The organism is Synechococcus sp. HJ21-Hayes (assembly GCF_024345835.1).
Lineage (GTDB): Bacteria > Cyanobacteriota > Cyanobacteriia > PCC-6307 > Cyanobiaceae > Vulcanococcus.
On record NZ_JAGQBW010000003.1, the window covers coordinates 116,094 to 138,011 of the forward strand.

General features: G+C 66.0%; 24 protein-coding genes. 14 read left to right on the forward strand and 10 right to left on the reverse strand.

Annotated features, from left to right (window positions below):
* Positions 1–4: 4 nt before the first annotated feature.
* From KBZ14_RS03830 to KBZ14_RS03870, 9 genes are all read left to right on the forward strand, one after another.
* Positions 5–319 carry a DUF3288 family protein gene (locus KBZ14_RS03830; protein ID WP_255116977.1) on the forward strand — a complete coding sequence of 105 codons (315 nt, stop codon included), beginning with the start codon at positions 5–7 and terminating at the stop codon, positions 317–319.
* A 55-nt stretch (positions 320–374) separates the two neighbouring features.
* Positions 375–1,403 carry an anthranilate phosphoribosyltransferase gene (gene trpD / locus KBZ14_RS03835; protein WP_255116978.1) on the forward strand — a complete coding sequence of 343 codons (1,029 nt, stop codon included), beginning with the start codon at positions 375–377 and terminating at the stop codon, positions 1,401–1,403.
* A 26-nt stretch (positions 1,404–1,429) separates the two neighbouring features.
* Positions 1,430–2,572, forward strand: coding sequence for a glutamine-hydrolyzing carbamoyl-phosphate synthase small subunit (gene carA / locus KBZ14_RS03840; RefSeq protein ID WP_255116979.1), 1,143 nt, complete (start codon positions 1,430–1,432; stop codon positions 2,570–2,572).
* Between the two features lie 100 nt (positions 2,573–2,672).
* The gene (locus tag KBZ14_RS03845) at positions 2,673–3,020 is read left to right on the forward strand and encodes an STAS domain-containing protein (RefSeq protein ID WP_255116980.1); all 348 of its coding nucleotides are present in this window, start codon (positions 2,673–2,675) and stop codon (positions 3,018–3,020) included.
* 55 nt (positions 3,021–3,075) lie between these two features.
* The gene (locus KBZ14_RS03850) at positions 3,076–3,432 is read left to right on the forward strand and encodes a ribonuclease III domain-containing protein (protein ID WP_255117072.1); all 357 of its coding nucleotides are present in this window, start codon (positions 3,076–3,078) and stop codon (positions 3,430–3,432) included.
* Between the two features lie 18 nt (positions 3,433–3,450).
* Positions 3,451–5,178: a 23S rRNA (guanosine(2251)-2'-O)-methyltransferase RlmB gene (gene rlmB, locus KBZ14_RS03855; RefSeq protein WP_255116981.1), complete on the forward strand. Its 1,728-nt coding sequence runs from the start codon at positions 3,451–3,453 to the stop codon at positions 5,176–5,178.
* Positions 5,179–5,254: 76 nt separating this feature from the next.
* Positions 5,255–5,503 (forward strand): DUF1816 domain-containing protein, encoded by a 249-nt coding sequence (locus KBZ14_RS03860; protein WP_255116982.1) that lies wholly within the window; start codon positions 5,255–5,257, stop codon positions 5,501–5,503.
* A gap of 32 nt (positions 5,504–5,535) precedes the next feature.
* Entirely contained in the window at positions 5,536–6,996 is a 1,461-nt protein-coding gene (gatA, locus tag KBZ14_RS03865; protein WP_255116983.1) for an Asp-tRNA(Asn)/Glu-tRNA(Gln) amidotransferase subunit GatA, read from the forward strand.
* A 99-nt stretch (positions 6,997–7,095) separates the two neighbouring features.
* The gene (locus tag KBZ14_RS03870; protein WP_255116984.1) at positions 7,096–10,632 is read left to right on the forward strand and encodes a DNA polymerase III subunit alpha; all 3,537 of its coding nucleotides are present in this window, start codon (positions 7,096–7,098) and stop codon (positions 10,630–10,632) included.
* Here KBZ14_RS03870 and KBZ14_RS03875 read toward each other — a convergent pair.
* The 3 genes from KBZ14_RS03875 to ruvA form a co-directional block, all read right to left on the reverse strand.
* Complete coding sequence (locus KBZ14_RS03875) at positions 10,607–10,975, reverse strand: PAM68 family protein (protein WP_255117073.1); 369 nt, start codon at positions 10,973–10,975, stop codon at positions 10,607–10,609. The two genes, KBZ14_RS03870 and KBZ14_RS03875, sit on opposite strands and share 26 nt — an antisense overlap.
* A gap of 62 nt (positions 10,976–11,037) precedes the next feature.
* Complete coding sequence (rpsO, locus tag KBZ14_RS03880) at positions 11,038–11,307, reverse strand: 30S ribosomal protein S15 (protein ID WP_255116985.1); 270 nt, start codon at positions 11,305–11,307, stop codon at positions 11,038–11,040.
* 62 nt (positions 11,308–11,369) lie between these two features.
* A complete protein-coding gene (gene ruvA / locus KBZ14_RS03885; RefSeq protein WP_255116986.1) occupies positions 11,370–12,026 on the reverse strand; it encodes a Holliday junction branch migration protein RuvA in 657 nt (218 codons plus the stop codon).
* 22 nt (positions 12,027–12,048) lie between these two features.
* On the opposite strand from ruvA, the gene KBZ14_RS03890 reads away from it, so the two are divergent.
* Complete coding sequence (locus tag KBZ14_RS03890; RefSeq protein WP_255116987.1) at positions 12,049–12,516, forward strand: hypothetical protein; 468 nt, start codon at positions 12,049–12,051, stop codon at positions 12,514–12,516.
* On the opposite strand, the gene KBZ14_RS03895 is transcribed toward KBZ14_RS03890, so the two are convergent.
* Both KBZ14_RS03895 and KBZ14_RS03900 read right to left on the reverse strand, forming a co-directional pair.
* Positions 12,479–13,345, reverse strand: coding sequence for a DMT family transporter (locus KBZ14_RS03895; protein ID WP_255116988.1), 867 nt, complete (start codon positions 13,343–13,345; stop codon positions 12,479–12,481). The genes KBZ14_RS03890 and KBZ14_RS03895 overlap by 38 nt on opposite strands.
* Before the next feature lie 20 nt (positions 13,346–13,365).
* On the reverse strand, positions 13,366–15,555 hold the full coding sequence (locus KBZ14_RS03900) for a mechanosensitive ion channel family protein (protein ID WP_255116989.1): 2,190 nt from the start codon (positions 15,553–15,555) through the stop codon (positions 13,366–13,368).
* A 96-nt stretch (positions 15,556–15,651) separates the two neighbouring features.
* On the opposite strand from KBZ14_RS03900, the gene dnaG reads away from it, so the two are divergent.
* Both dnaG and KBZ14_RS03910 read left to right on the forward strand, forming a co-directional pair.
* Positions 15,652–17,775: a DNA primase gene (gene dnaG, locus KBZ14_RS03905; RefSeq protein ID WP_255116990.1), complete on the forward strand. Its 2,124-nt coding sequence runs from the start codon at positions 15,652–15,654 to the stop codon at positions 17,773–17,775.
* A 51-nt stretch (positions 17,776–17,826) separates the two neighbouring features.
* A complete protein-coding gene (locus tag KBZ14_RS03910) occupies positions 17,827–18,096 on the forward strand; it encodes a hypothetical protein (protein WP_255116991.1) in 270 nt (89 codons plus the stop codon).
* 27 nt (positions 18,097–18,123) lie between these two features.
* Here KBZ14_RS03910 and KBZ14_RS03915 read toward each other — a convergent pair whose 3' ends face one another.
* The 4 genes from KBZ14_RS03915 to KBZ14_RS03930 form a co-directional block, all read right to left on the reverse strand.
* Positions 18,124–19,401: a Y-family DNA polymerase gene (locus KBZ14_RS03915; RefSeq protein WP_255116992.1), complete on the reverse strand. Its 1,278-nt coding sequence runs from the start codon at positions 19,399–19,401 to the stop codon at positions 18,124–18,126.
* Positions 19,402–19,412: 11 nt separating this feature from the next.
* A complete protein-coding gene (locus tag KBZ14_RS03920) occupies positions 19,413–19,844 on the reverse strand; it encodes a LexA family protein (RefSeq protein WP_255117074.1) in 432 nt (143 codons plus the stop codon).
* Between the two features lie 113 nt (positions 19,845–19,957).
* The gene (locus KBZ14_RS03925; protein ID WP_255116993.1) at positions 19,958–20,386 is read right to left on the reverse strand and encodes a hypothetical protein; all 429 of its coding nucleotides are present in this window, start codon (positions 20,384–20,386) and stop codon (positions 19,958–19,960) included.
* A gap of 1 nt (position 20,387) precedes the next feature.
* Positions 20,388–20,876 (reverse strand): pentapeptide repeat-containing protein, encoded by a 489-nt coding sequence (locus KBZ14_RS03930; protein ID WP_255116994.1) that lies wholly within the window; start codon positions 20,874–20,876, stop codon positions 20,388–20,390.
* Positions 20,877–20,985: 109 nt separating this feature from the next.
* On the opposite strand from KBZ14_RS03930, the gene KBZ14_RS03935 reads away from it, so the two are divergent.
* Together KBZ14_RS03935 and KBZ14_RS03940 are read left to right on the forward strand one after the other, a co-directional pair.
* Positions 20,986–21,213, forward strand: coding sequence for a DUF723 domain-containing protein (locus tag KBZ14_RS03935; RefSeq protein ID WP_255116995.1), 228 nt, complete (start codon positions 20,986–20,988; stop codon positions 21,211–21,213).
* Positions 21,214–21,268: 55 nt separating this feature from the next.
* Positions 21,269–21,631 carry a YraN family protein gene (locus KBZ14_RS03940; RefSeq protein ID WP_255116996.1) on the forward strand — a complete coding sequence of 121 codons (363 nt, stop codon included), beginning with the start codon at positions 21,269–21,271 and terminating at the stop codon, positions 21,629–21,631.
* Here KBZ14_RS03940 and KBZ14_RS03945 read toward each other — a convergent pair.
* The gene (locus tag KBZ14_RS03945; RefSeq protein ID WP_255116997.1) at positions 21,597–21,878 is read right to left on the reverse strand and encodes a hypothetical protein; all 282 of its coding nucleotides are present in this window, start codon (positions 21,876–21,878) and stop codon (positions 21,597–21,599) included. The genes KBZ14_RS03940 and KBZ14_RS03945 overlap by 35 nt on opposite strands.
* Positions 21,879–21,918 lie beyond the last annotated feature (40 nt).

The window sequence follows — 21,918 nt, forward strand, 5'->3', positions numbered from 1 at the left end:
GCCCATGGCTGAGGACCAACAGGCTCATCCCCTCTACGCCACCGATCGCGACCTGGTGGACCAGCTGCTCGCCGCCCAGCAGCCCAGTGATGCCCAGCTGGTGGATCTGGGTCGGCTGTTGATGCGCTACTCCGGTTTTCCCGGGGCGCTCGATCTGCAGGACGATCTGGCCAAGACCCTGCGGCTGTGGGGCCTCAGCCGCGATGAGCTCCATCAGCGCTGCCGTGCCATCTGGGCGGCGGGCTACAGACCCGGCGCTGAGGTGGCTCCCCAGGCGGTGGGCTCCGGCTTCGACACCGCCGATCAGGACAGTCCCTGATCGGCTCCCACTCGGCCAATTTCTGCTACATCTCCTGCTCCCCCAAGCTCCCGCCATGGCCGCCGCCCTTCCCTGGCCCCCCCTGCTGGAGCAGTTGCTCGGCGGCGATTCGCTCAGTACGCAGCAGGCCACTGCCCTGATGGAGGGTTGGCTGGCAGAAACCATTGATCCCGTGCTCACGGGTGCCCTGCTTGCGGCCCTGCGGGCCAAGGGGGTGAACGGCGAGGAGCTGGGTGCTATGGCGGCGGTGCTGCGCTCCGCCTGCCTCCTGCCGGGGGATCGGCCGGCCATCCCTCTGGTGGACACCTGTGGCACTGGTGGGGATGGGGCAGATAGCTTCAACATCTCCACTGCCGTGGCCTTCACCGCAGCGGCCTGTGGCGTCAGCGTGGCCAAGCACGGGAACCGCAGTGCCAGCGGCAAGGTGGGCTCCGCCGATGTGCTCGAGGCCCTGGGCATCAACCTCCAGGCCCCCGCGGCCCGAGTGATCGAGGTGCTGCCCGACACTGGCGTCACCTTCCTGTTCGCCCCCGGCTGGCATCCAGCTCTGGTGGGTCTGGCACCGCTGCGCCGGGCCCTGGGGGTGCGCACAGTGTTCAACCTGCTGGGTCCCCTGGTGAATCCCCTGCGGCCAGAATTCCAGGTGCTCGGTGTGGCCCGCGCCGACCTGCTCGACCCCATGGCCGAGGCCTTGGCCCGGCTGGGGTTGGAACGTGCGGTGGTGGTGCATGGCCATGGAGGCCTGGATGAGGCCTCCCTCTCGGGTACCAGCCAGCTGCGGCTGATCGAAGCCGGGGCCGTCCAGACCGAGCAGCTCGATCCCGCTGTCCTGGGCCTGGATCTGGCTCCTCCGGAGGCCCTGGCCGGCGGCGATCTGGCCTGCAATCAGGCGATCCTGGAAGCTGTATTGCAAGGCCGAGGCACGGTGGCCCAGCGGGATGTGGTGGCCCTGAACACTGCCCTGGTGCTCTGGGCCGCGGGCGGGGCGGAGAGCGTGGCCGCCGGCGTGGCCCCCGCCCTGGAGGCCCTAGCCAGCGGTGCGGCCTGGCAACGGCTGGAAGCGCTGCGCGCGGCCCTGGCCTGAAAGGCCTTGCGGGATGATGGGTGCCTATGACGACAGCCCCCTCCCCGAACCCCGCCCTGTTAGTGCTGGCCGATGGCCTGGTGCTGCGCGGCGAAGCCTTCGGCGCCAGCGGCACCGCCATCGGAGAGGTGGTGTTCAACACCGGCATGACCGGGTATCAGGAGGTCATGACGGACCCGAGCTACTCGGGGCAGTTGGTGACCTTCACCTACCCCGAACTGGGCAACACCGGTGTGAATAGCGCCGATCAGGAGGCCGATGCGCCCCACGTGCGCGGCGTAATCGCCCGGCAACTGGCGCCCGTGCCCAGCAGCTGGCGCAGCGAGGACACCCTGGATGTTTGGCTGCAGCGCCACAACGTTGTGGGCATCAGCGGCATCGACACGCGGGCCCTGGTGCGGCACCTGCGCGAGGGCGGTGCCATCAATGGCGCTATCAGCACCGATGGCCGTAGCCCTGAGCAGCTGCTGGAGCAGGTGCGCTCGGCCCCCTCGATGGCCGGCCTCAACCTGGCCCAGACGGTGAGCACCGCTGAGCCCTACACCTGGACCAGCCTCTGCCCTGCTGCCTTCGACCAGCGGCTCCAGAGCGTCCCCACCACCCCCTACCGCGTAGTGGCGATCGACTTCGGCATCAAACGGGCCATCCTCGAGCGCCTGGCGGCCCATGGTTGTGCCGTAACGGTGCTCCCGGCCGATGCCAGCCTCGAGCAGGTGTTGGCGTTGCAGCCCGAAGGGGTGTTCCTCTCCAATGGCCCCGGTGATCCGGCGGCTGTAACCAGCGGCATCGCCCTGGCCCAGGGCCTGGTGCAGCAGCCCGATCTGCCGGTGTTCGGCATCTGCCTTGGCCACCAGATCCTCGGCCTGGCCCTCGGAGGCAGCACTTACAAGCTTGGCTATGGCCACCGCGGCCTCAACCACCCCTGCGGCAGCACAGGCCTGGTGGAGATCACGAGCCAGAACCACGGCTTCGCCCTCGCTGACGATTCCCTCAACCCCGCCGAAGTGGACATCACCCACTTCAACCTCAACGACCGCACCGTGGCTGCCCTCGCTCACCGGCGTCTGCCCCTGTTTGGCGTGCAGTACCACCCGGAGGCCAGCCCGGGTCCCCACGACGCCGATCACCACTTCGGCCGCTTCGTGGCGTTGATGGCGGAGCGTCGCTGACGCAACTGATTTGTTGCGGAGCCTCCCAAGCCCGAAACCGTCATTACACTTCGGTCGCTTGTCACGTTTGAGGCCAGTAGCCATCACTGATCTGCAGCGATTGACCGTGTCCCTCAGGGGCGGCTACGAGCAGCAGGACGGCTGTGTGCTGTTCAGCTTCACAGGCCAGCTGGATGCCTATTCGGACAAGCAGTTTCTCGCCTTCATCGCCGATCACCGACCCGCCAAGGCGCATCCCCTCGTGATCGATCTGAGTCGTATCGATTTCATCGACTCCTCCGGTCTTGGCGTGCTGGTGCAACTGGCCAAGCAGTGCAACGACGCCAAGGTTCAGTTTCTGGTGGTTGGCAATGCCCGGGTTGTGCAGACGGTGAAACTGGTGAGACTCGAGGAGTTCCTGCATCTCCAGCCCGATCTCGACACCGCCCTCGGCGCCATCGCCGCCTGAGTCCGGCACGGCCAGCTGGCTGGCCCAGCTCTCCCCTCCAGCTGTGCAGGTGGAGTTGGGCCCCCTGCAGTTGGCCTGGCTCGGCGATGCCGTGTGGGAGTTGCACCAGCGGCTGCGCCGATGCCGGCAACCTGGCCGTAGTGCCGATCTTCACAGGGCCGTGGTGGCGGATGTGCGGGCCGATGCCCAATCGGCAGCCCTGGAAAAACTGGAAGCCAGCGGTGTTTTGACCGACGCCGAGCTAGAGCTGGTACGTAGGGGACGCAACCGGGCTGGCCGGGGTCCTCGCAAGGGGGAGGCCGGTCTTTATGGCCGTGCGACGGGATTTGAGACAATGGTGGGCTGGCTCTTTCTTCAGGATCCCGGCCGGCTCGCGCAGCTGTTGGATCAACTCGAGGACGCCGACCCATAAACCCATTGCCTGCTTGATATGAGCCCTCGTTTTGATCGCCGCCCTGACCGTGGCCAGGGAGCTGGCGCAGGTGGGGGTGGTGGCTACAGGGGCGGCGAACGCGGTGGCGCCCGTGGCGGTGGCGGTGGTGGCAAGCCGGCACGTCCCGCTTACGGCGGCCGTGGCGGGTCCAGGCCCTTTGCGCCCCGAGGCGAATGGCGCCCTGAGGGTGGCGACCGTCCCGAGCGCAGTGACCGTGGGGATCGCCCAGAACGTGGCGACCGCGGTGATCGTGGTGGTCGCAGTTCCATGGGTGAAGGCCGCCCCGCTGCCGGTCGCAAGCCCTTCACCCGTCGCCCCGATGGTGGTCCGCGCCGGTTCGAGTCCGGCGGCCGTCCTGATGGTCCCCGCTTCGGTGCCGGTCGGCCCGAGCGGCGTCCGGGTCGTCCGGCTGGCCGCTTCGACGACCGCAGTGCTGCCGGCGGTGGGGCAGCGGGTGGTGTCGGTCGTCCGGATCGGGGCCCCCGCCCCGAGGGCCGCCGCTTCTCGGCCCCCCGCCCGGATGGCGGCTCTTTCCGTCCTGGGCGCCCCCAGGGTCGCCCCCAGTTCGGCGCTCGCCCCGCCTTTGCGGAGCGCCGCCCACCGCGCGACCGCGACCGTGCCATTGCCGTGGAGGTGCCCGTGGGTGAGGTGGGCGATTCCACCCGCTTTAATGCCGGCCCCGCCGACGACCTGATCTGGGGGCGCCACGCCGCCCAGGCGGCCCTGGAAAGCGACCGGCCCATCCACCGCATTTGGTGCACTGCTGAGATGCGCTTTCAGCCGCGCTTCATGCAGTTGCTGCGGGAGGCCAAAGCCGGTGGGGTGCTGGTGGAGGAGGTGACCTGGGCTCGCCTGGGGCAGCTCACCGATGGCGCCGTGCACCAGGGCATCGTGCTGCAGGCTGCTGCCGCCGACACCCTGGATCTCGGCACGCTGATCGATGGTTGCCGCAACATCGGTGAGCCCCCCCTGTTGATGGCCCTGGATGGCATTACCGATCCCCACAATCTGGGTGCGATCGTGCGTAGTGCCGAGGCCCTCGGTGCCCATGGCCTGGTGCTGCCCCAGCGGCGCAGTGCCGGCCTCACCGGCTCCGTGGCGAAAGTGGCAGCCGGTGCCCTCGAGCATCTGCCCGTAGCCCGGGTCGTGAATCTCAACCGTTCCCTGGAAACCCTCAAGGAAGAGGGCTATCGGGTGATTGGTTTGGCCGGAGAGGGCAGCGTGTCGCTCACCGAGGCCGATCTCGATGGGCCCCTGGTGATCGTCACCGGGTCCGAGGGCTCCGGGCTGTCGATGCTCACCCGCAAGCACTGCGACCAACTCGTGCGGATCCCGCTGCGCGGTGCTACCCCCAGCCTCAACGCCTCCGTGGCTACGGCCATGGTGCTCTACGAGGTGGCCCGCCGCGGTTGGATGAAGAACATCACTGGTTCCTCGCCTGCCCCGCGGATCGTGCGGCCCCAGTTGGCCACTCCCGAACCGTTGGTGGCCGCCGACCAATTTGACGAGCTGGAGGACGACAACGCTTTTAGCCCCGAGGAAGCGGAATTCGCCTCCGTCCTGGTGGCGGAGGTGGTTGCCGAAGTGGCGGCTGAGGTGTCTGCCGAGCTGGCTGAGGAGGTCGCTGAGGAGGTGGCGGTCGAGGCCCCTGCCGCTCCTGTGGACCTCTCCTTCGATCTCAGCCCCAGCCCCGCTGCGGGCTTCGCTGGCGACATTCAACTCTGAGGCCAGTGGGAGTTGGTCTGGCTACGGCCAACACCCCAGCCCACCGGCAGAATGCACACCATCACCACCCCTTGCGATGACGTCCTTGCTCTGGCCCCTGCGCAGTGTTGCCAACGGCCTGGGCCTGGCCTGGTGGGCCCGGGTCGAAACCCGTGAGCCGGATGTCACCTATTGGTTCGGGCCCTATGTGCGTCGTAGCAGCCTGGAGGCGGCTCTACCGCCCTTCCTGGCGGATCTGCGCAGTGAAGGTTCCGCCCAGCTGAGCCACACGCTCCTGCGCACCCGCCGGGGCGAGCCCCTCACCGTTGCCGCCGGTGCTGACTGATAGCGTCGACCCAGCAACGCACCTGAGAGTCGATGGGGATCGCCGAGTGGCGCGAGCAGCTCAAGCGCGGCGAGGTGTCCGCCCGGGAGCTCACCGATCACCACCTCAGCCGCATTCAGGCGGTTGAGCCTTCGGTTCACGCTTACCTAGAGGTCACCTCGGAGCGGGCCCGGGCCGATGCAGATCGCATCGATGGGTTGCGGGCCGCAGGCGAACCCCTGCCGCCCCTGGCCGGGGTGCCGCTGGCCATTAAGGACAACCTCTGCACCAAGGGCATCCGCACCACCTGTTCCAGCCGCATGCTGGAGAACTTCGTGCCGCCCTACGAGTCCACCGTCACCGAGCGCCTCTGGCAGGCCGGCGGCGTGATGCTCGGCAAGACCAATCTCGATGAGTTCGCCATGGGCAGCTCCACCGAGACCTCCGCCTTCGGTGCCAGCCGCAACCCCTGGAACACCGACAAGGTGCCCGGCGGCAGTTCGGGCGGCAGCGCCGCTGCCGTTGCGGCTGGTGAATGCGTGGCCTCCCTTGGCTCCGACACCGGCGGTTCGATCCGCCAGCCCGCGGCCTTCTGCGGCGTGGTGGGTCTGAAGCCCACCTACGGCCGCGTCAGTCGCTATGGCCTGGTGGCCTTTGCCAGTTCCCTCGACCAAGTGGGTCCCTTTACCACCAGCGTTGCCGATGCCGCCGAGCTGCTGCAGGTGATCGCCGGGGCTGATCCCCGCGACTCCACTTGTCTTAAGGCCCCCGTGCCGGACTACCGCGCCGCCCTTAGCCAGCCGGTGGCGGGCCTGCGGGTAGGCATCGTGCGTGAGTGCTTTGAGGCCGAGGGGCTCGATCCCCAGGTGAAGGCCTCGGTCATGGCGGCCGCTGCCCAGCTGGAAGCCCTTGGCTGCGAGCTGGTGGATGTGAGCTGCCCCCGCTTCAACGATGGCATCGCCACCTACTACGTGATCGCTCCGTCGGAGGCCTCCGCCAACCTGGCCCGCTACGACGGTGTGAAATACGGCTACCGCGCGGCCGATGCCCCCAGCCTGGCGGAGATGACCGCCCGTAGCCGTGCCGAGGGCTTCGGCGATGAGGTGCAGCGCCGCATCCTGATCGGCACCTATGCCCTCTCCGCCGGCTACGTGGACGCTTATTACAAAAAGGCCCAGCAGGTGCGCACGCTGATCCGGCGCGACTTCGACCGTGCCTTTGATGCGGTGGATGTGCTGCTCACCCCCACCTCCCCCACCACCGCCTTTGGCTTTGGTGCCCATGCGGAGGATCCCCTCGCCATGTATCTGGCCGACCTGCTCACCATCCCCGCCAACATGGCTGGCCTCCCGGCCATCAGCCTGCCCTGTGGCTTTGATCTGGCCGGCCTGCCCATTGGCCTGCAGCTGATCACCGGGGTGCTGCAGGAGGAACGCCTCCTGCAGGTGGCTTACCACTACGAGCAGAGCGCCCGGGTGATGGAGCAGCGGCCCGACGCGGCCCTCGTGCCCTGAGGGGTCACCCCAGATCTGGTGTCTCAAGCGCCGGTATCGGCGCTTCGGGCCCTGAATCTTGCGCCTGAGCTTTAACCTTGAACCAGCACCGGGCGCGTTTTGGCTTTCGTTCCGCTCCACAACCACAGCGACTACAGCCTCCTGGATGGGGCCAGTCAGCTGCCGGCCATGGTGAAGCGGGCCGAGGAGCTGGGCATGCCGGCTCTAGCCCTCACGGACCATGGCGTGATGTACGGCGCTATCGAGCTGCTCAAGCTCTGCAAGGGCAGCTCGGTGAAGCCGATTATCGGCAACGAGATGTATGTCATCAATGGTTCCCTTGATGACCCCAATCCCCCCAAGAAGGAGCGGCGCTACCACCTCGTGGTGCTGGCCAAAAATGCGGTGGGCTACCGCAACCTGGTGAAGCTCACCAGCATCAGCCACCTGCGCGGCATGCGTGGCCGAGGCATCTTCTCGCGGGCCTGCATCGACAAGGCCACCCTCACCCAGTTCAGTGAGGGCCTGATCGTGGCCACGGCCTGTCTGGGTGGTGAGATTCCCCAGGCCATCCTCAAGGGCCGGCCGGATGTGGCCCGCGATGTGGCCCGCTGGTATCAGCAACTGTTCGGCGACGATTTTTACCTGGAAATTCAGGACCACGGTTCTCCTGAAGACCGGATCGTGAATGTGGAGATGGTGCGCATCTCTCGCGAGCTGGGGATCCCCCTGATCGCCACCAACGATGCCCACTATCTCACCAGCAACGACGCCGAGGCCCATGACGCCTTGCTGTGTGTGCTTACCGGCAAGCTCGTGACCGATGAGAAGCGCTTGCGCTACACGGGCACGGAATTCATCAAGGGCGAAGCCGAGATGCTCGGCCTGTTTGCCGATCACCTCGAGCCGGAGGTGGTGGCCGAGGCCGTGACCAACACCGCCAAGGTGGCCGAAAAAGTGGAGGACTACGACATCCTCGGCCGCTACCAGATGCCCCGCTTCCCGATCCCAGATGGGCACACGGCGGTGAGCTATCTGCGCCACGTGACTGAGCAGGGCCTGCGCGATCGCCTCGAGCTTGGCCCAGAAGCGGTCTTTGAGCCGCTCTACGGCGAGCGGCTCGATTTTGAACTGCAGGTGATGGAGCAGATGGGCTTCCCCACCTACTTCCTCGTGGTGTGGGATTACATCCGTTTTGCTCGTGAAAGCGGTATCCCAGTGGGCCCGGGCCGTGGTTCCGCGGCTGGTTCCCTGGTCGCCTATGCCCTCGGCATCACCAACATTGACCCCGTGACCAACGGGCTGCTGTTCGAGCGTTTCCTCAACCCGGAACGCAAGTCGATGCCCGACATCGACACGGACTTCTGCATCGAGCGCCGTGGTGAGGTGATCGACTACGTGACGCGCCGCTACGGCGAGGAGAAGGTGGCCCAGATCATCACCTTCAACCGCATGACCTCCAAGGCAGTGCTCAAGGATGTGGCCCGTGTGCTCGATATTCCCTATGGCGATGCCGACCGGCTGGCGAAGTTGATCCCTGTGGTGCGGGGTAAGCCCGCCAAGCTCAAGGAGATGATCGGAGCTGACTCGCCAGCGCCGGAATTTCGCGAGAAGTACGAGGCCGATCCCCAGGTGAAGCGCTGGGTGGACATGGCCATGCGCATCGAGGGCACCAACAAAACATTCGGTGTCCATGCCGCCGGTGTAGTGATCGCTGCTGATCCTCTCGACGAGGTGGTGCCGCTGCAGCGCAACAACGATGGTCAGGTGATCACCCAATACTTCATGGAAGACGTGGAGTCGATGGGGCTGTTGAAGATGGACTTCCTCGGCCTGAAAAATCTCACCATGATCGACAAGACGATCGATCTGGTGGCGCAGAGTACGGGCGTGACGGTGGACCCCGACAAGCTTCCCCTCGACGATGCGGGGACCTATGGCTTGCTGGCCCGTGGCGATCTGGAGGGCATCTTCCAGCTGGAATCCAGCGGCATGCGCCAGATCGTGCGCGATCTCAAACCATCCTCGTTAGAGGACATTTCCTCCATCCTGGCCCTCTACCGCCCGGGGCCCCTCGATGCGGGCCTGATTCCCAAGTTCATCAACCGCAAACATGGCCGCGAAGCGATCGACTTCGTGGACGCCAAGCTCGAGCCGATCCTGCAGGAGACCTACGGGATCATGGTGTACCAGGAGCAAATCATGCGGATTGCGCAGGATCTTGCCGGTTACTCCCTCGGTGAAGCCGATCTGCTGCGCCGGGCCATGGGCAAGAAGAAGAAGAGCGAGATGGAGAAACACCAGAGCATTTTTGTGCAGGGGGCCACGCAGCGCGGTGTCGATCCGAAGGTGGCGGAAGGTCTGTTTGAACAGATGGTGCTGTTCGCCGAATACTGCTTCAACAAGAGTCATTCCACCGCCTATGGCGCGGTGACCTACCAAACCGCCTATCTCAAGGCCCACTATCCCGTCGCCTACATGGCGGCCTTGCTCACGGTGAATGCCGGCGCCACCGATAAGGTGCAACGCTACATCTCCAATTGCAATGCCATGGGCATTGAGGTGATGCCACCGGATGTGAATGCTTCCGGCATCGACTTCACCCCCGTGGGCGAGCGCATTCTGTTTGGCCTCTCGGCCGTACGCAATCTCGGGGATGGCGCCATTCGCGCCCTGCTCGAGGCGCGTCTGACCGATGGCCCCTTCCGCAGCCTCGCTGATCTCTGCGATCGCATCCCGGGCAGCACCCTCAACCGCCGTTCAGTGGAATCCCTGATCCACTGCGGTGCCATGGATGGCCTCGAGTCCAGTGCCAACCGCGCCCAGCTGATGGCGGATCTTGATCTGATCATGGATTGGGCCAGTTCCCGGGCCAAGGATCGCGCCAGCGGCCAGGGCAATCTGTTTGATTTGCTGGGTGGTGGTGCGGATGCTGGGCCCGCAGCCAGTTCCCCTGGCGGTGATCTCAGCACGGCCCCCAAGGCGGCGGCGGTGGCCGATTACCCACCTACGGAAAAGCTGCGGTTGGAGAAGGAGCTGGTGGGGTTCTACCTCTCAGACCACCCGCTCAAGCAGCTCACTCGGCCGATCCAGCTGCTCTCGGCTGTGGGCTTGGGCAGCCTGGAGGAGCAGGCCGACAAGGCCCGCGTGAGCGTGGTAGGCATGGTGTCCGGCCTGCGGCCCGTAACCACCCGCAAGGGCGACCGCATGGCTGTGCTGCAGCTGGAGGATCTCAGTGGAAGTTGCGAGGCGGTGGTGTTCCCCAAGACCTACGCCCGCCTAGCGGATCATCTGATGGTTGATGCCCGGCTGTTGATCTGGGCATCGGTGGATCGCCGCGATGAACAGGTGCAGCTGATCGTGGACGATTGCCGCGTGATTGACGAGCTCAAGTTCCTGATGGTCGAGCTGCAGGCCGAGGAGGCCAGCGATATCACCGTTCAGCACAAACTGCGCGAGTGCCTTAACCAGCACCGCACCGACAAGGACGACGCCGGAATCCGCGTTCCGGTGGTGGCCATGGTGCGCCACCAAGATCAGATTCGCTACGTGCGCCTTGGCCACCAGTTCTGCATTAAGGACAGCAGCGCTGCCCTCCACACCCTCACGGCTCAAGCCTTCCGGGCCCGGCTCAGCTCGCCGCTGGTGGCCGCTTGAACGAACTGCGCAGGCGGGTGATGTTCACCCTGATCTGCTCGAACCCCAGCAGGCTGCCGGGGGCGTCTTCCCAGCTCGCGGACAGCACGCCGTAGCTCAGCCCGACTAGACCCAGCAAAAAGAAGCCCCCGGACGTCACCAGGGTGACGGCGGGGGGAATATCCAGGATGCCCTTACTCACCACCAGATAACTGACAATGAAGCTGGACATTCCCAGCACGGTGGGAATTCCAGTAGCCAGGGCAATGCGCCGGGCCATGCGATTGGCCACGGCTGCTGGAACGCCCTGCTCGCGCTTGCTGCGTGGCTTGGCCTGGGGAGGCTGGGGTGCTTTGGGCACCATGCCACCGCCGCCTGAGTTGCCTGCGGGCAAACCGCTGCGGCTTTTCCCCTTAGCTGCCATCGTCAGCCGCGGATGCCGAGCTTCTGAATCAGGGTGCTGTAGCGCTGCTCGCTGCTGCTGCGCAGGTAGCTGAGCAGGCGCTTGCGCCGGCCGATCATCTTCAGCAACCCCTGGCGGGAAGAGAAGTCGTGGATGTTGTTCTGCAGGTGACCGCTCAGCTTGCTGATGCGCTCGCTCAGCATCGCCACCTGAACCTCCACGGAACCGGTGTCGGTGCCGTGGGTCTGGTGGGTGTTGATCAGTTCTTGTTTCTTGGTGGTGTCGAGCGACATGCGCGGCGTCGGGCCCTGACGGTGCAAACAACCAACTTACCGCCTCATGGTCACGCCAGCCCTCAGGCCACTTGGCGGGAGAGCCAGCGCAGCGCTTCCCGCAGCCAGGCCTCACTGTCGGCCTCCTCCGCCAACCCCTGGCCCGCCACGGCCCGCAGGGCTCGGTTGATTTCGAGCGCTTCGTAGCCCAGGGCCGAGAGGGTGAGCTGCAACTCCTCCCGCACGCCAGCCTGCAAGCTGTCGCCCCGTTCGTCGCCCCCGCCCTCGTCGAGGGGGTCCACCAGGTCCAACCCTGCGCCGAAGCGCTCTTGCAGCTTCGTGCGCAATTCCACCGACAGGCGTTCTGCCGTGCGTTTGCCCACCCCTGGCGCTTTGCTGAGCAGCCGCAGATCGGCTTGCACAATCGCCCGCACTAAGTCTTCGGTGCTGAGGCTGCCCAGTAGCCCGAGGGCCATCTGGGGCCCCACGCCACTCACAGCCACCAGTTCGCGGAACAGGTCGCGCTCGTGCCGGGCCTCGAAGCCATAGAGCGTCCAGCTGTCCTCCCGGATCGCCTGGTGGACATGCAGGGTGAGGGTGCTGGCGTTGCCGGGCAGCTGCTCCCAGTAGCGGCGGCTGATCTGCACCTCGTAGCCCACCCCCTGGCACACCAGCAACAGCCCGCAGCGGCTGTTCTGCTGCCAGCGATCGGTGAGTTGCCCTTGCAGCCAGCCGATCATGGGGGAGCGTTGAATCCCATCCATGCTGCCCGGTCTGACAACCCCGGCCTGCCTGCGGCGCCCCCTGGCCAGCTGCTGCGCCCTGTTGCTCTCGCTGTTGATGGCCTTCGGCCTGGCCGGTTGCAGCAGCGTGGGACAGCTGCCCCAGAGGGTGTTGCTCTCGGCCCTTGCACTTCAGATCGATCTCACCCAGCGCTCGATCGCCAGTGCCCTCACCCTGGAGGCCGGCGGTGAGCCGCTTGTGAGCCGGGTGCGGGTGGAATCCCAGCAGGCCATGGCGATTGGCGGCGCCAAGGGGCTGCACCTCACTGGCCGTTTTGATTGGCGCCTTGCCGGCGATCCGATCCGGGTCGATAGCGCCTTCGACCTCTACCTGCAGCGCGGCGAGCGCGGCCAGAGCTGGCGTTTGGCCCGTCCCAGCGGCAGCGCCGATGGCACCACCCAGGACTGGCTCACCTATCCGCTGCCGCTGAAGGGGGAGAGCGCCTGAGGCTCACCAGCATCGCCGCTAGAACCAGCACGGCGCCGGCCACGGTCCAGCCATCAATGCTCTCGCCAAACACCAGCCAGCCCCACAGGCCTGCGAAGGCCACCTGCACGTAGCTGATCGCCGTGGCCTGGGCTGCGGGCAACGCCGTGAGGCCTCGGGTGAGGTACACCTGCCCCACCTGGGTGAACACCCCCACCCCCACCAGCCACAGCAGTTCGCTGGGTGTGGGCAGCACTGGATCGAGGGCCACCAGGGGCAGGCTTAAGGGCAGGGCCACCAGTGGGAAATAGAACACGATCACCAGTGGATGCTCGCTGTTCCCCAGGGAGCGCACACTCACGTAAGCGAGGGACGTGAATAGGGCGCCAGCCAGGGCGATCAGCACCGCCAGCGGTGGCAAGGCTGCCGCCCCCTGCAGCAGCCCTGCAGGCTGGGCCACCAGCAGGACCCCCGTCCAGCCCAGCGCGATGGCCAGCAACACCCGCTTGCCGATCCGTTCCCCCAGCATCAGCCAGGCCAACAGGGCTGTGATCGTGGGGTAGAGGTATTGCAGCACCGTGGCGGAGGCCATCGGCAGCTGGGCCAGGGCGGCGTAGACGCACAGCAGAGCCGCGGTGCCGATGGCCCCGCGCACGATCAGCAGCCCCCGCCGTTGGCCCCAGGGATCCACTCCCGCCCGCTGCAGCAGCCACCAGCTCAGGGCCACGCTCACGATCGCCCGGGCCAGCACCACTTCTGCGGCGGGGATTCGCCCGCCCACCTGCTTCACGCACAGCCCCATCAGGCTGAAGGCCAGGGCGCTGGCCACCATTTGCAGCAGCGGGGCCATGGTTGGCCTGGCATCACTGCTCACGCGTCGCGCTGCAGCTGCAACTGGGTGGGGAAGGGAATCTCGATCTGGGCGGCCGCCAGGGCGATCAGCAGCGCCTGGTTGAGTTGGTGGATCGCGTTTTTGAATGCGGCGAAGCTGGCGTGGCCGCCGTGTAGCCGAAGCACGATGTCGTAGCTGAACGCGCCGATGGTCATGAATCGGCAGGACTGCAGTTCCATCAATGGTTCACTGTTCACCACGGAGCGGATCAGATCCGGAAGCTGCTGCAGTTGCTTGGCCGTGGTGTCGTAGCTCACCCCGAGGGTGATGGTGGAGAGTCGAACCTGCTCCACCAGTTGTTGCAGCCGCATCAGCAGCGCCTCGCGAACGCGGAGGTAGGAGCTCCAGTCGTGCAGGGTCACCATCGCGAAGCAGATCAGGGTGAGCTCATCGGTTTGGTTCTGCTCGATGCTCACCAGCGGTTCCAGCAGATCCGCACTTCCTGCCACGTGGCGGCGCACCAGCTGCAGCAGGTCGTCCACCTGCTCGGGTGAGAGTTTCTGCTCGATCGTGATCCGTACATTCAGTGACTGCATCGGTGTGGCGGCGGAATTGGGGCTGCGCCGCGAATAGTTCACGATTGTTTCCTCGTCGGCGATCGCGTTGGGGATGGTGACGCGGCTTTCGAGGGTCTGCAGTTCCAGGGAGCGCAGGCCGATCTTGGTCACATAGCCCAGGTTGTCGCCGATCCGGCAGAACTCCCCCACCCGCAAGGGCCGGTCTGTCTGGATGGAGAGGCCCGCGAACAGGTTGCCCAATAGCTTTGAGGCCCCCAGACCGATCGCCAGGCCTGGCACGGCCGAGAAGGCCAGCACGGTGGTGGAGGGCAGACCGAGCACGATCAATAACCGGTAGATCAACACCGTGGCCACCAAGCCGCCCAGCACCCTGCACACCGGCATCACCAGGTTGCTCACCCGCCGCAGTTGCAGATCTGTGCCTGACCCGCCGCCCCGCAAGCGCACTAGCCATTCCGAGATGCTGCGGCCTAGGGCTTCGAATAGGAAAAAGTAGAAGAAACTGCTGGCAACGAAATAGCAGATGAAGAACAGATAGGTCACCACCACCAGCGGAGCGCCGGTGAAGTTCACGTAGTCGTCGATGGCGATCTCGCTCAGTCTTGTGAGCGGCAGTATCGGCAGAACGAGCAGCACCCGATACCATGCCATGTTGTCCTGATGCCATGCATGCAGTGACGTCTTCTCGTTCTCGTTGTTTTTCCAGTAGCGGTAGGTGTAGAAGAGTCGGCGGACGATAGTGAGCACCATCCAGCCGTAGAGCAATAGGATGACCAGAGCGGCGCAGATTTGCAGCAGCGTTTGACCATCGATGGCCGTCTCTAGAATGCGGCGCGCATTGTCCGGCAATCTTAGATACCACTTCGGTGCGGCTAGATAGCCCGGCGTGTAGATGTAGTCGCTGTAAAGATCGGGAGTGGCGAACGGTTGTTGTATTGCCGGTTTGTCGTTGATTTCGCGATACATCCGGCCGACTTGGCTCACCGTGCCGGCGGAGAACACAAAACCGGTGCGCCCTTCCTGTCCGCTCGCTTCACTGGTGAGGGTGATGGCTGTATCGGCAAGCGTCCAGTTCTGGCTTGCCTGGCTGCGTTGGTTGTTGAGGGTTTTGAGCCCGACCGAATCCGGAATCGTGATTGGCACGGTGCTGTGGGTGAACACGTAATCCAGCACCTCCTTGAGCTGCATGGCTGCCTCATCGGCCATGTCGTCGCGCACGCTTTCTGGAAATGTGCTGGCATCGAGCGCCTGTACCGCCAGTTCAAACAGCTGCTGGGCCGTGTCGATCCGCTGGCGCGCTGCCGGGCTCCAGAACAGGCCTGGGTCCTGCTGAGGATTGCGGGTGGCGAGCTCGAGCTCGTTGGCCACCCGTGCCATCACGGCATAGAAGTTCAGCAGCGTTTCCCGCGGGCTCTCCCCCACCACCTGGCCCAGGGGGGCATCGCTCCAGCGGGCGGCTGCGGCCAGCAGCTCGGGATAGAAGGGCTGCTCACTGATCGGAATGGCCGGCGGGCCACTGGCGCGCATCGGCGGGGGGCCTGCCCATAGCGGGCTCCAGGGCCCGATCACCATCAGCAGGATCCCTAGGAGCCCTGCCAGCAGTGAGCGGCTCCATCGCTGTGAGCGCCAGCGCGCGCTGCGGCTGTTCACGGCCCCATTTTCAGCTGTGGGCGCACTCTGGCAGGGGCCGTGGGTCGCTTCCCACCGGAACCGTCAGAATCGTGCTCCCTTGCCGTCTCCACGCCCTTGAGCAGCCCTCGTCTCCATCCCCGCACGATCGAGGCCGTCAAGGAACGCGCTGACATCGTCGATGTGGTTGGTGAGCACGTGGTGCTCAAGAAGAAGGGGCGCGAGTTTGTCGGCATCTGCCCCTTCCACGACGACAAGTCACCGTCGATGACGGTGTCTCCGGCCAAGCAGTTCTATTACTGCTTTTCCTGCGGGGCCGGCGGCAACGCCATCAAGTTCCTGATGGAGCTGCAGCGCAACAGCTTCAGCGATGTGGTGCTGGAGCTGGCTCGCAAGTACCAGCTGCCGATTGAAACCCTGGAGGGCCCCCAGCAGGAGCGCCTGCGCCAGCAGCTCTCCCGCCGTGAGCAGTTGCATCGGGCCCTGGCCCTGGCGGCCGGCTGGTTCCGTGCCCAGTTGCGCTCCCCGGAGGGCGCTGCTGCCCTGAGCTATCTGCGCGAGGGCCGTGGCTTGAGCGAAACCACCCTGGAGGCCTTCGGGCTCGGCTATGCGCCTGAGCGCTGGGATGGCCTGCTGAGCCACCTGCAGCAGGTGGAGGGCCTGGCCCCGGAGCTGCTGGAGGCCGCTGGCCTGGTGGTGCCCCGCAAGGGTGGTGATGGCTTCTATGACCGCTTTCGCCATCGGGTGATGGTGCCGATCGCCGATCGCCAGGGCCGAATCATCGGCTTTGGCGGCCGCAGCCTTGATGGCGGCGAACCCAAATACCTCAACTCCCCGGAAACGGAGGTGTTTGAGAAGGGCAAGCATCTGTTCGGCCTCGATAAGGCCAGCCCTGCCATTCGCAAGGACGACCGGGCCGTGGTGGTGGAGGGCTACTTCGATGTGATCGCCTTGCATGCCGCCGGCATCACCAACGCTGTGGCCGCCCTGGGCACAGCCCTCAGCAGCCAGCAGATCACCCAGCTGTGCCGCTGTTGCGACAGCAAGCGCCTGATCCTCAATTTCGACACCGACGGCGCCGGCGTGCGGGCTGCCCAGCGGGCCATCGGTGAGGTGGAGCAGCTGGCCCTGCAGGGTCAGCTGGAGTTGCGGGTGCTGCAGTTGCCCGCCGGCAAGGACCCCGACGAGTTCCTCCATCAGCACGGGGCTGGCGAGTACCGCTCGTTGCTGGATTCCGCGCCCCTCTGGCTCGACTGGCAGATCGACCAGGTGCTCGCAGGGCGGGACCTGGCCAAGGTGGACCAGTTCCAGCAGGCGGTGACGGCCCTGGTGGCGCTCCTGGGCAAGTTGCCCGCCAGTGCCGTGCGCTCCCGCTATCTGCAGCAGGTGGCCGAGCGCCTCAGCGGCGGCCAGGCCCGACTCGCCATTCAGCTCGAGGACGACCTGCGGCAGCAGGTGAAGGGCCAGCGCTGGCATGGTCGTTCCCAGAAATGGGAGCAACCTGGTGAGGCGGGCTTGCGCGAGCGGGCCGAGGCGGAGCTGCTGCGGCTCTACCTGCATTGCCCCATGCACCGCGGCGCCATTCGGGCCGAGTTGCGTCGCCGTGAGCTCGACGATTTCGCCATTGCCCATCACCGCCAGCTCTGGGCTGCCATCGGTGGCCTAGAGGAGGACAACCTCGGCGCTGGCCGCCTCGAGGCGGTGAACCGCGGCACCGATCCGGGCCACGACCTGGCCGATCTCGATCTGCCTCGGCTGCTGGGTGATCAGCTGCTGGTGGAGCAGAGCGCCCTGCTCACCCGCCTCACCCCCTTGCTGGAACCCACCGAGGTGCAGCGCATGGCTTTCTCCCAGGCCCTGTTGCAATTGCGGGGAGCCACGGCGGCGCTGGAGCGGCAGCGCAGCCTCAAGCGTTGCCGCCATCTGCTCAATGCCTGGAGCAGTCAGCGATTGGAAACCCTGGAGCACTGCATTGCCCGCCTGCTGGAGGAAGCCCAGACGGAGGAGAACTTCGCGGCTGGTGTCAACACCGGGTTGAGTAACCCCGGCCTCGATATGGAGACCCGCATTGATGCCATGTTCGCCGACCTCAACAGCGATGCCTTGAAGTTCCAAGAGCTCTATTACAATGAGCGCAAGCACGTGACCCATCTGGATCAGCAACGCCGGGCCAGTTACGAGGAAGTGGCCGGTGGGGTGGCCAGCAGCCCGGCGCAGCGGCCTGATGCCTTGTCGGCCTAAACCCCCCTGAACATCTGTTAGGACACAGCCTTGTTCTGCTCAGGTCTGTCGATGGTTCTGCTGTCTCGTCCCGCTGTGGCGGCCCTTGCCTGCGTGCTCGTTGCAGCCACTGCTGGCGGCTCCGCCAAGGCCAACATGATGGATCAGATGGTGATGCACTACTGCAGCAAGGACATGCAGGAGGAGATCAGCAAGGCCGGTAAGATAGCTCCCACCGGCATGATCGAGGCCACCTGCACTTGCGTGGTTCAGCGTCTCAAGGCCCGTGACAGCATTGAGCAGGCCAAGAGCTTCTGCAAGGACCAGGCCATCAAGCAGTAACGCCAGATCTGAGCGCCACTGTTGTGTTCAAAGAGCCCACACCGTGGGCACGTCGCTGAGCCGTGTGGTGGCGGCCCGGGAGAGGTGATCGCGCCGCATGATCCAAGTGGGTTTCAGGCCGCAGGCGGCCCATCGCACGGTGCCGCTGCCGTACCGGCGGTTGAGCTGATCCACGCACTGCATCAAGGCGGTGCGCCTCTGTTGCTGCTCCGCTGGTAAGGGCACTAGGAGGTGGTGCTGCAGTTGCGAGTCTGGCTGCAGCTCCTGCAGCAGTACGCCGGCTTTCTGAAAACGCTTGTGGGGCCGGTACAGCGCCGGTACCAGCTGCAGCGCGGCCGCCAGCAGCACCCCGGTGTCGTTGCTAGCCACGGGTAGGGCCAGGCTGGCGGCATTGCTGTAGAAGCCGGAGCTGAAGGGACTGGTCCGGGCGAACACCGTGAGCCGGCCGGCTCGCTGTCTCTGGCGCCGCAGTTGTTCTGCCGCCCGCACCACGTAGCTGGCCACCGCTTCTCGCAAGGGTGCCTCCGCCTCGATGGGCTGGCTGAAACTGCGGCTCACGCAGGTTTCCCGCTTGGCGCTGGGGCCTTCCTCGAGGGGGAGGCAGCTGATGCCGCGCAGCTCCTGCTGCAGCCGCAGCCCCACCACGCCGGCCTTGGCCTTGAGTTCGCCGCTGGGCATGTCCCGCAGTTGCAGGGCCGTGGCCACTCCCCGTAGCCGGCACCAGCGGCTGAGTTTGCGGCCGATCCCCCAGACGTCCTCAATGGCCACGCCCGCCAGCCAGTTGGCGGGGTCCTGGCTGCTGCCGAGGTCGAACACGCCGGCGTGTTCGACCTCCCCCTTGGCGATGCGGTTGGCCAGCTTGGCTAGTACCTTGCTGGGGGCAATGCCGATGGCGATCGGCAGGCCCAAGTCGCGGTGGATGCGCGCCCGCAGCTCCCGGCCCCAGCCCTGCAGATCGCCATGGCGGGGCCGGGGTAGGCGTCCGAAGGCCTCGTCGATCGAGTACACCTCGAGGCCGGCAAGCCAGAGCTCAAGACTGCTCATCAGCCGCTGACTCATGTCGCCATAGAGGGCGTAATTGGAGCTGCGCACCACCACTGCCTGCCGCTGCAACAGGTTGCGCAGTTGGAAGGCCGGAGCTCCCATCGGAATGCCGAGATGGCGAGCCTCTGCACTGCGCGACACCACGCAGCCATCGTTGTTTGAGAGCACCACCACTGGCTTGCCCAGCAGGGCCGGATCGAGGGCCTGCTCGCAGGAGGCGTAGAAGTTGTTGCCGTCGATCAGCACCAGGGCATCGGCCATGGCTGGAGGGTTCAGAGCGGGTGGATCACGTGGATGGCGACCCCCCAGATCTGCACGTCACCGCACTGGTGCAGCTCAAGCGGCGGGGAGGCGGGGGTGGCAGCCTCCAGGCGCAGCTGGCCCCGGTTCCGGGTGAGGCGCTTGAGCGTGAAGGCCCCATCCAGCACCGCCACCACGATGCGCTGGGGCCGAGGCTCCAGGCTGCGATCCACCAGCAGCAGGTCACCGTGGTGGATGCCGGCGCCGGTCATGGAGTCGCCACTCACCCGCAGGAAGAAGGTGCTGCTGGGATGGCGGATTAGCACCTCATTGAGGTCGATGCCCACGTCGATGTAATCGTCCGCGGGACTGGGAAAGCCAGCAGCCACGGTGTCCCCGGCGAGGGGTAGCTGCAGGGCGTTGCGCTCGAGCCGCAGGGGGCCGAGCAGCTCAGCGGAGCTCAGGCATAGCCGCGCTTCGGCAGACGGGACGTCGAGCACGGCCAACCGACCAGGACCTTGATACTAGTACGTGCGTACTGAGTGGCGCTGGGGTTGGTCTCGATGGCCCTTGCGGCTCAGGTGTCCTCCTCGTCGCCCTCCAGGAGCAAGTGCTGGAAGGCCGTGTAGAGCTCCAGTTCCTCGCTGCTGGCCGGTTTGCGCCGCTGCTGGTTGGGCCGCAGTTCGTTGGCGGCACCGCGGGGTTTGAGGCCGCCCTGTCGCTGGGCCTGTTGTTGTGCCCGGCGCTGGGCCTCCTGCTGGCTGTGCAACTTGTCGCGTTCCGCCTGCTTGAGGCGATCAAGTAGGTGGGGCGGCACCGTGCCATCGGGGCTCACCAGCATCAGCTCGCGAAACAGGGCATCCGGATCGGTTTCGATTTCCACCCGGTGGCGCTTCTGCGAGGCGGGGGTGTCGGCCGGGCTCGGCGCCTGCGGTTTTGGCAGGGGCTTGGGCAGGCTGCGGCCCAGTTGCTGGAGTCGCTCAAGGCTGCGGGCATCGAAGCTCATCTCAGGGGCACTCCAGGGTGTCCTTGGTGGCGCGGCCGGTTAGGGGATTGGTGCCGCTGGCTGAGGCGCAGAGGGTCTTGAGCACATCGCCGCGGAAGGGCACGTTGGTGAAATCCGCGCCTGCGATCTGCACATTATTGAACTTGGTGTTGAAGGCGAAGGCGTTCTCCAGCACTGCGTTGCTGAGGTTGGTGCCATCGAGCACCGCTGCATCGAGCGTCGCGTCACTCAGGTCGGCTCCCGAGAGGTCAGCGTCCTGCAGCTTGGCCCCGAACAGGCTGGCGCCGCGCAGATCGGCCGCATGGAAGTCGGCATCGCGCAGGTTGGTGAGGTTGAAGGTCACCCCGCGCAGGTCGCTGCCGGCGAAATCGTGGCCGATCAGCACCTGCTTGGCGTAATCCATGGCGGCCTGGGCCGGTCGCGCGGCGCTGCATAGCAACACAAGCGGCAGGATCAACAGAGCCAGGGCACGCAGCAAACGGCGCATCATCGGGGAACTGGAGCTGGTGCAACCCTAGGCAGCTCCCGTGGGGACGGACCGCTGGGAACAGGTCCCGCTGCCCCAGTCGCCTAGCCTCCGCAAGCGCCAATGCTGCGCCATGGGCAACCCGATCGACAGGGAGACCTTTCTGGCCCGGGCGAAGGCCCGCTTTGGGGAGCGCTACGACTACAGCGCCATCGTGTACAAGAGCTTTAAGACCCCGATCAAGATTCGCTGCCGCGAACATCCGGTGCGGCTGATCGCCATCACCCCCGAGCGTCACTTGGTCACCACAGGCGGTTGCAAGTACTGCCTTAAGGAGTTGCGCGGCCAGCTGCCCGGTTGAGCTCGGCCAACAGTCCTGCCGCCGGGGAACCCTCAGGCAGGTTCAGGGCCAGGCCATGTCGCGCACCCCGCAGCAGCGCCAGGGGGATTGGGCCGAGCAGCGGGCTCTGCGCCTGTTGCGCCAGCAGGGCTGGTGGATTTTGGAGCGCCAGTGGCGTTGTCGCTGGGGAGAGCTGGATCTGCTGCTGCATAAACCGGGCCGCCTGCTGCTGGTGGAAGTGAAGGCGCGCCAGCGCTGCGGGCCCGATGGCTGGGGGGTGGCGAGCCTGGATCACCGCAAACGGCAACGCCTGGCCGCCGCCTATGGCTGTTGGCTGGCGGAGCATCCCCGCTATGCCAACTGCAGCCTGGAGCTGGTGTGCGCCCTGGTGCCCCTGCCGCCGGTTAAGGCATCGGTGCGCTGGATCCGTTGGGGGTAGCGGCGGCGGGCGGCATCTCCGTGTAGGTGAGGGTGCAGATGTAGCGGTAATTGCCCGTCTGCACGTTCACTTCGGTGCACCGACTGCCGGTCACGGTGGCCCCCCGTGGCACCTGCTCCTGGGCCCGTTGCAGGGCATTGCCCTTGTCCCAGATCGATTCGGCTGTCACGGAGCCGGCCCGGGCGGCCAGAGGTAGGGCCGCCAGCAGCAGGGCGCTGAACAGCAGGGAGCTACGGCCGAGGGCCATGGGGAAACGGCAGGGGCTGCTCTCTGTTTATGCCCGGCCG

Coding starts and splice junctions, on each gene's coding strand:
- KBZ14_RS03930 (WP_255116994.1), bottom strand. CDS start 20,876: ATGATGCGCCGTTTGCTGCGTGCCCTGGCTCTGTTGATCCTGCCGCTT.
- ruvA (WP_255116986.1), bottom strand. CDS start 12,026: ATGATCGGCTGGCTGCAAGGGCAACTCACCGATCGCTGGCAGCAGAAC.
- KBZ14_RS03830 (WP_255116977.1), top strand. CDS start 5: ATGGCTGAGGACCAACAGGCTCATCCCCTCTACGCCACCGATCGCGAC.
- KBZ14_RS03940 (WP_255116996.1), top strand. CDS start 21,269: ATGTCGCGCACCCCGCAGCAGCGCCAGGGGGATTGGGCCGAGCAGCGG.
- rpsO (WP_255116985.1), bottom strand. CDS start 11,307: ATGTCGCTCGACACCACCAAGAAACAAGAACTGATCAACACCCACCAG.
- KBZ14_RS03890 (WP_255116987.1), top strand. CDS start 12,049: ATGCTGCCCGGTCTGACAACCCCGGCCTGCCTGCGGCGCCCCCTGGCC.
- KBZ14_RS03925 (WP_255116993.1), bottom strand. CDS start 20,386: ATGAGCTTCGATGCCCGCAGCCTTGAGCGACTCCAGCAACTGGGCCGC.
- KBZ14_RS03860 (WP_255116982.1), top strand. CDS start 5,255: ATGACGTCCTTGCTCTGGCCCCTGCGCAGTGTTGCCAACGGCCTGGGC.
- KBZ14_RS03895 (WP_255116988.1), bottom strand. CDS start 13,345: ATGGCCCCGCTGCTGCAAATGGTGGCCAGCGCCCTGGCCTTCAGCCTG.
- KBZ14_RS03910 (WP_255116991.1), top strand. CDS start 17,827: ATGGTTCTGCTGTCTCGTCCCGCTGTGGCGGCCCTTGCCTGCGTGCTC.
- KBZ14_RS03945 (WP_255116997.1), bottom strand. CDS start 21,878: ATGGCCCTCGGCCGTAGCTCCCTGCTGTTCAGCGCCCTGCTGCTGGCG.
- KBZ14_RS03935 (WP_255116995.1), top strand. CDS start 20,986: ATGGGCAACCCGATCGACAGGGAGACCTTTCTGGCCCGGGCGAAGGCC.
- gatA (WP_255116983.1), top strand. CDS start 5,536: ATGGGGATCGCCGAGTGGCGCGAGCAGCTCAAGCGCGGCGAGGTGTCC.
- carA (WP_255116979.1), top strand. CDS start 1,430: ATGACGACAGCCCCCTCCCCGAACCCCGCCCTGTTAGTGCTGGCCGAT.
- rlmB (WP_255116981.1), top strand. CDS start 3,451: ATGAGCCCTCGTTTTGATCGCCGCCCTGACCGTGGCCAGGGAGCTGGC.
- trpD (WP_255116978.1), top strand. CDS start 375: ATGGCCGCCGCCCTTCCCTGGCCCCCCCTGCTGGAGCAGTTGCTCGGC.
- KBZ14_RS03875 (WP_255117073.1), bottom strand. CDS start 10,975: ATGGTGCCCAAAGCACCCCAGCCTCCCCAGGCCAAGCCACGCAGCAAG.
- KBZ14_RS03915 (WP_255116992.1), bottom strand. CDS start 19,401: ATGGCCGATGCCCTGGTGCTGATCGACGGCAACAACTTCTACGCCTCC.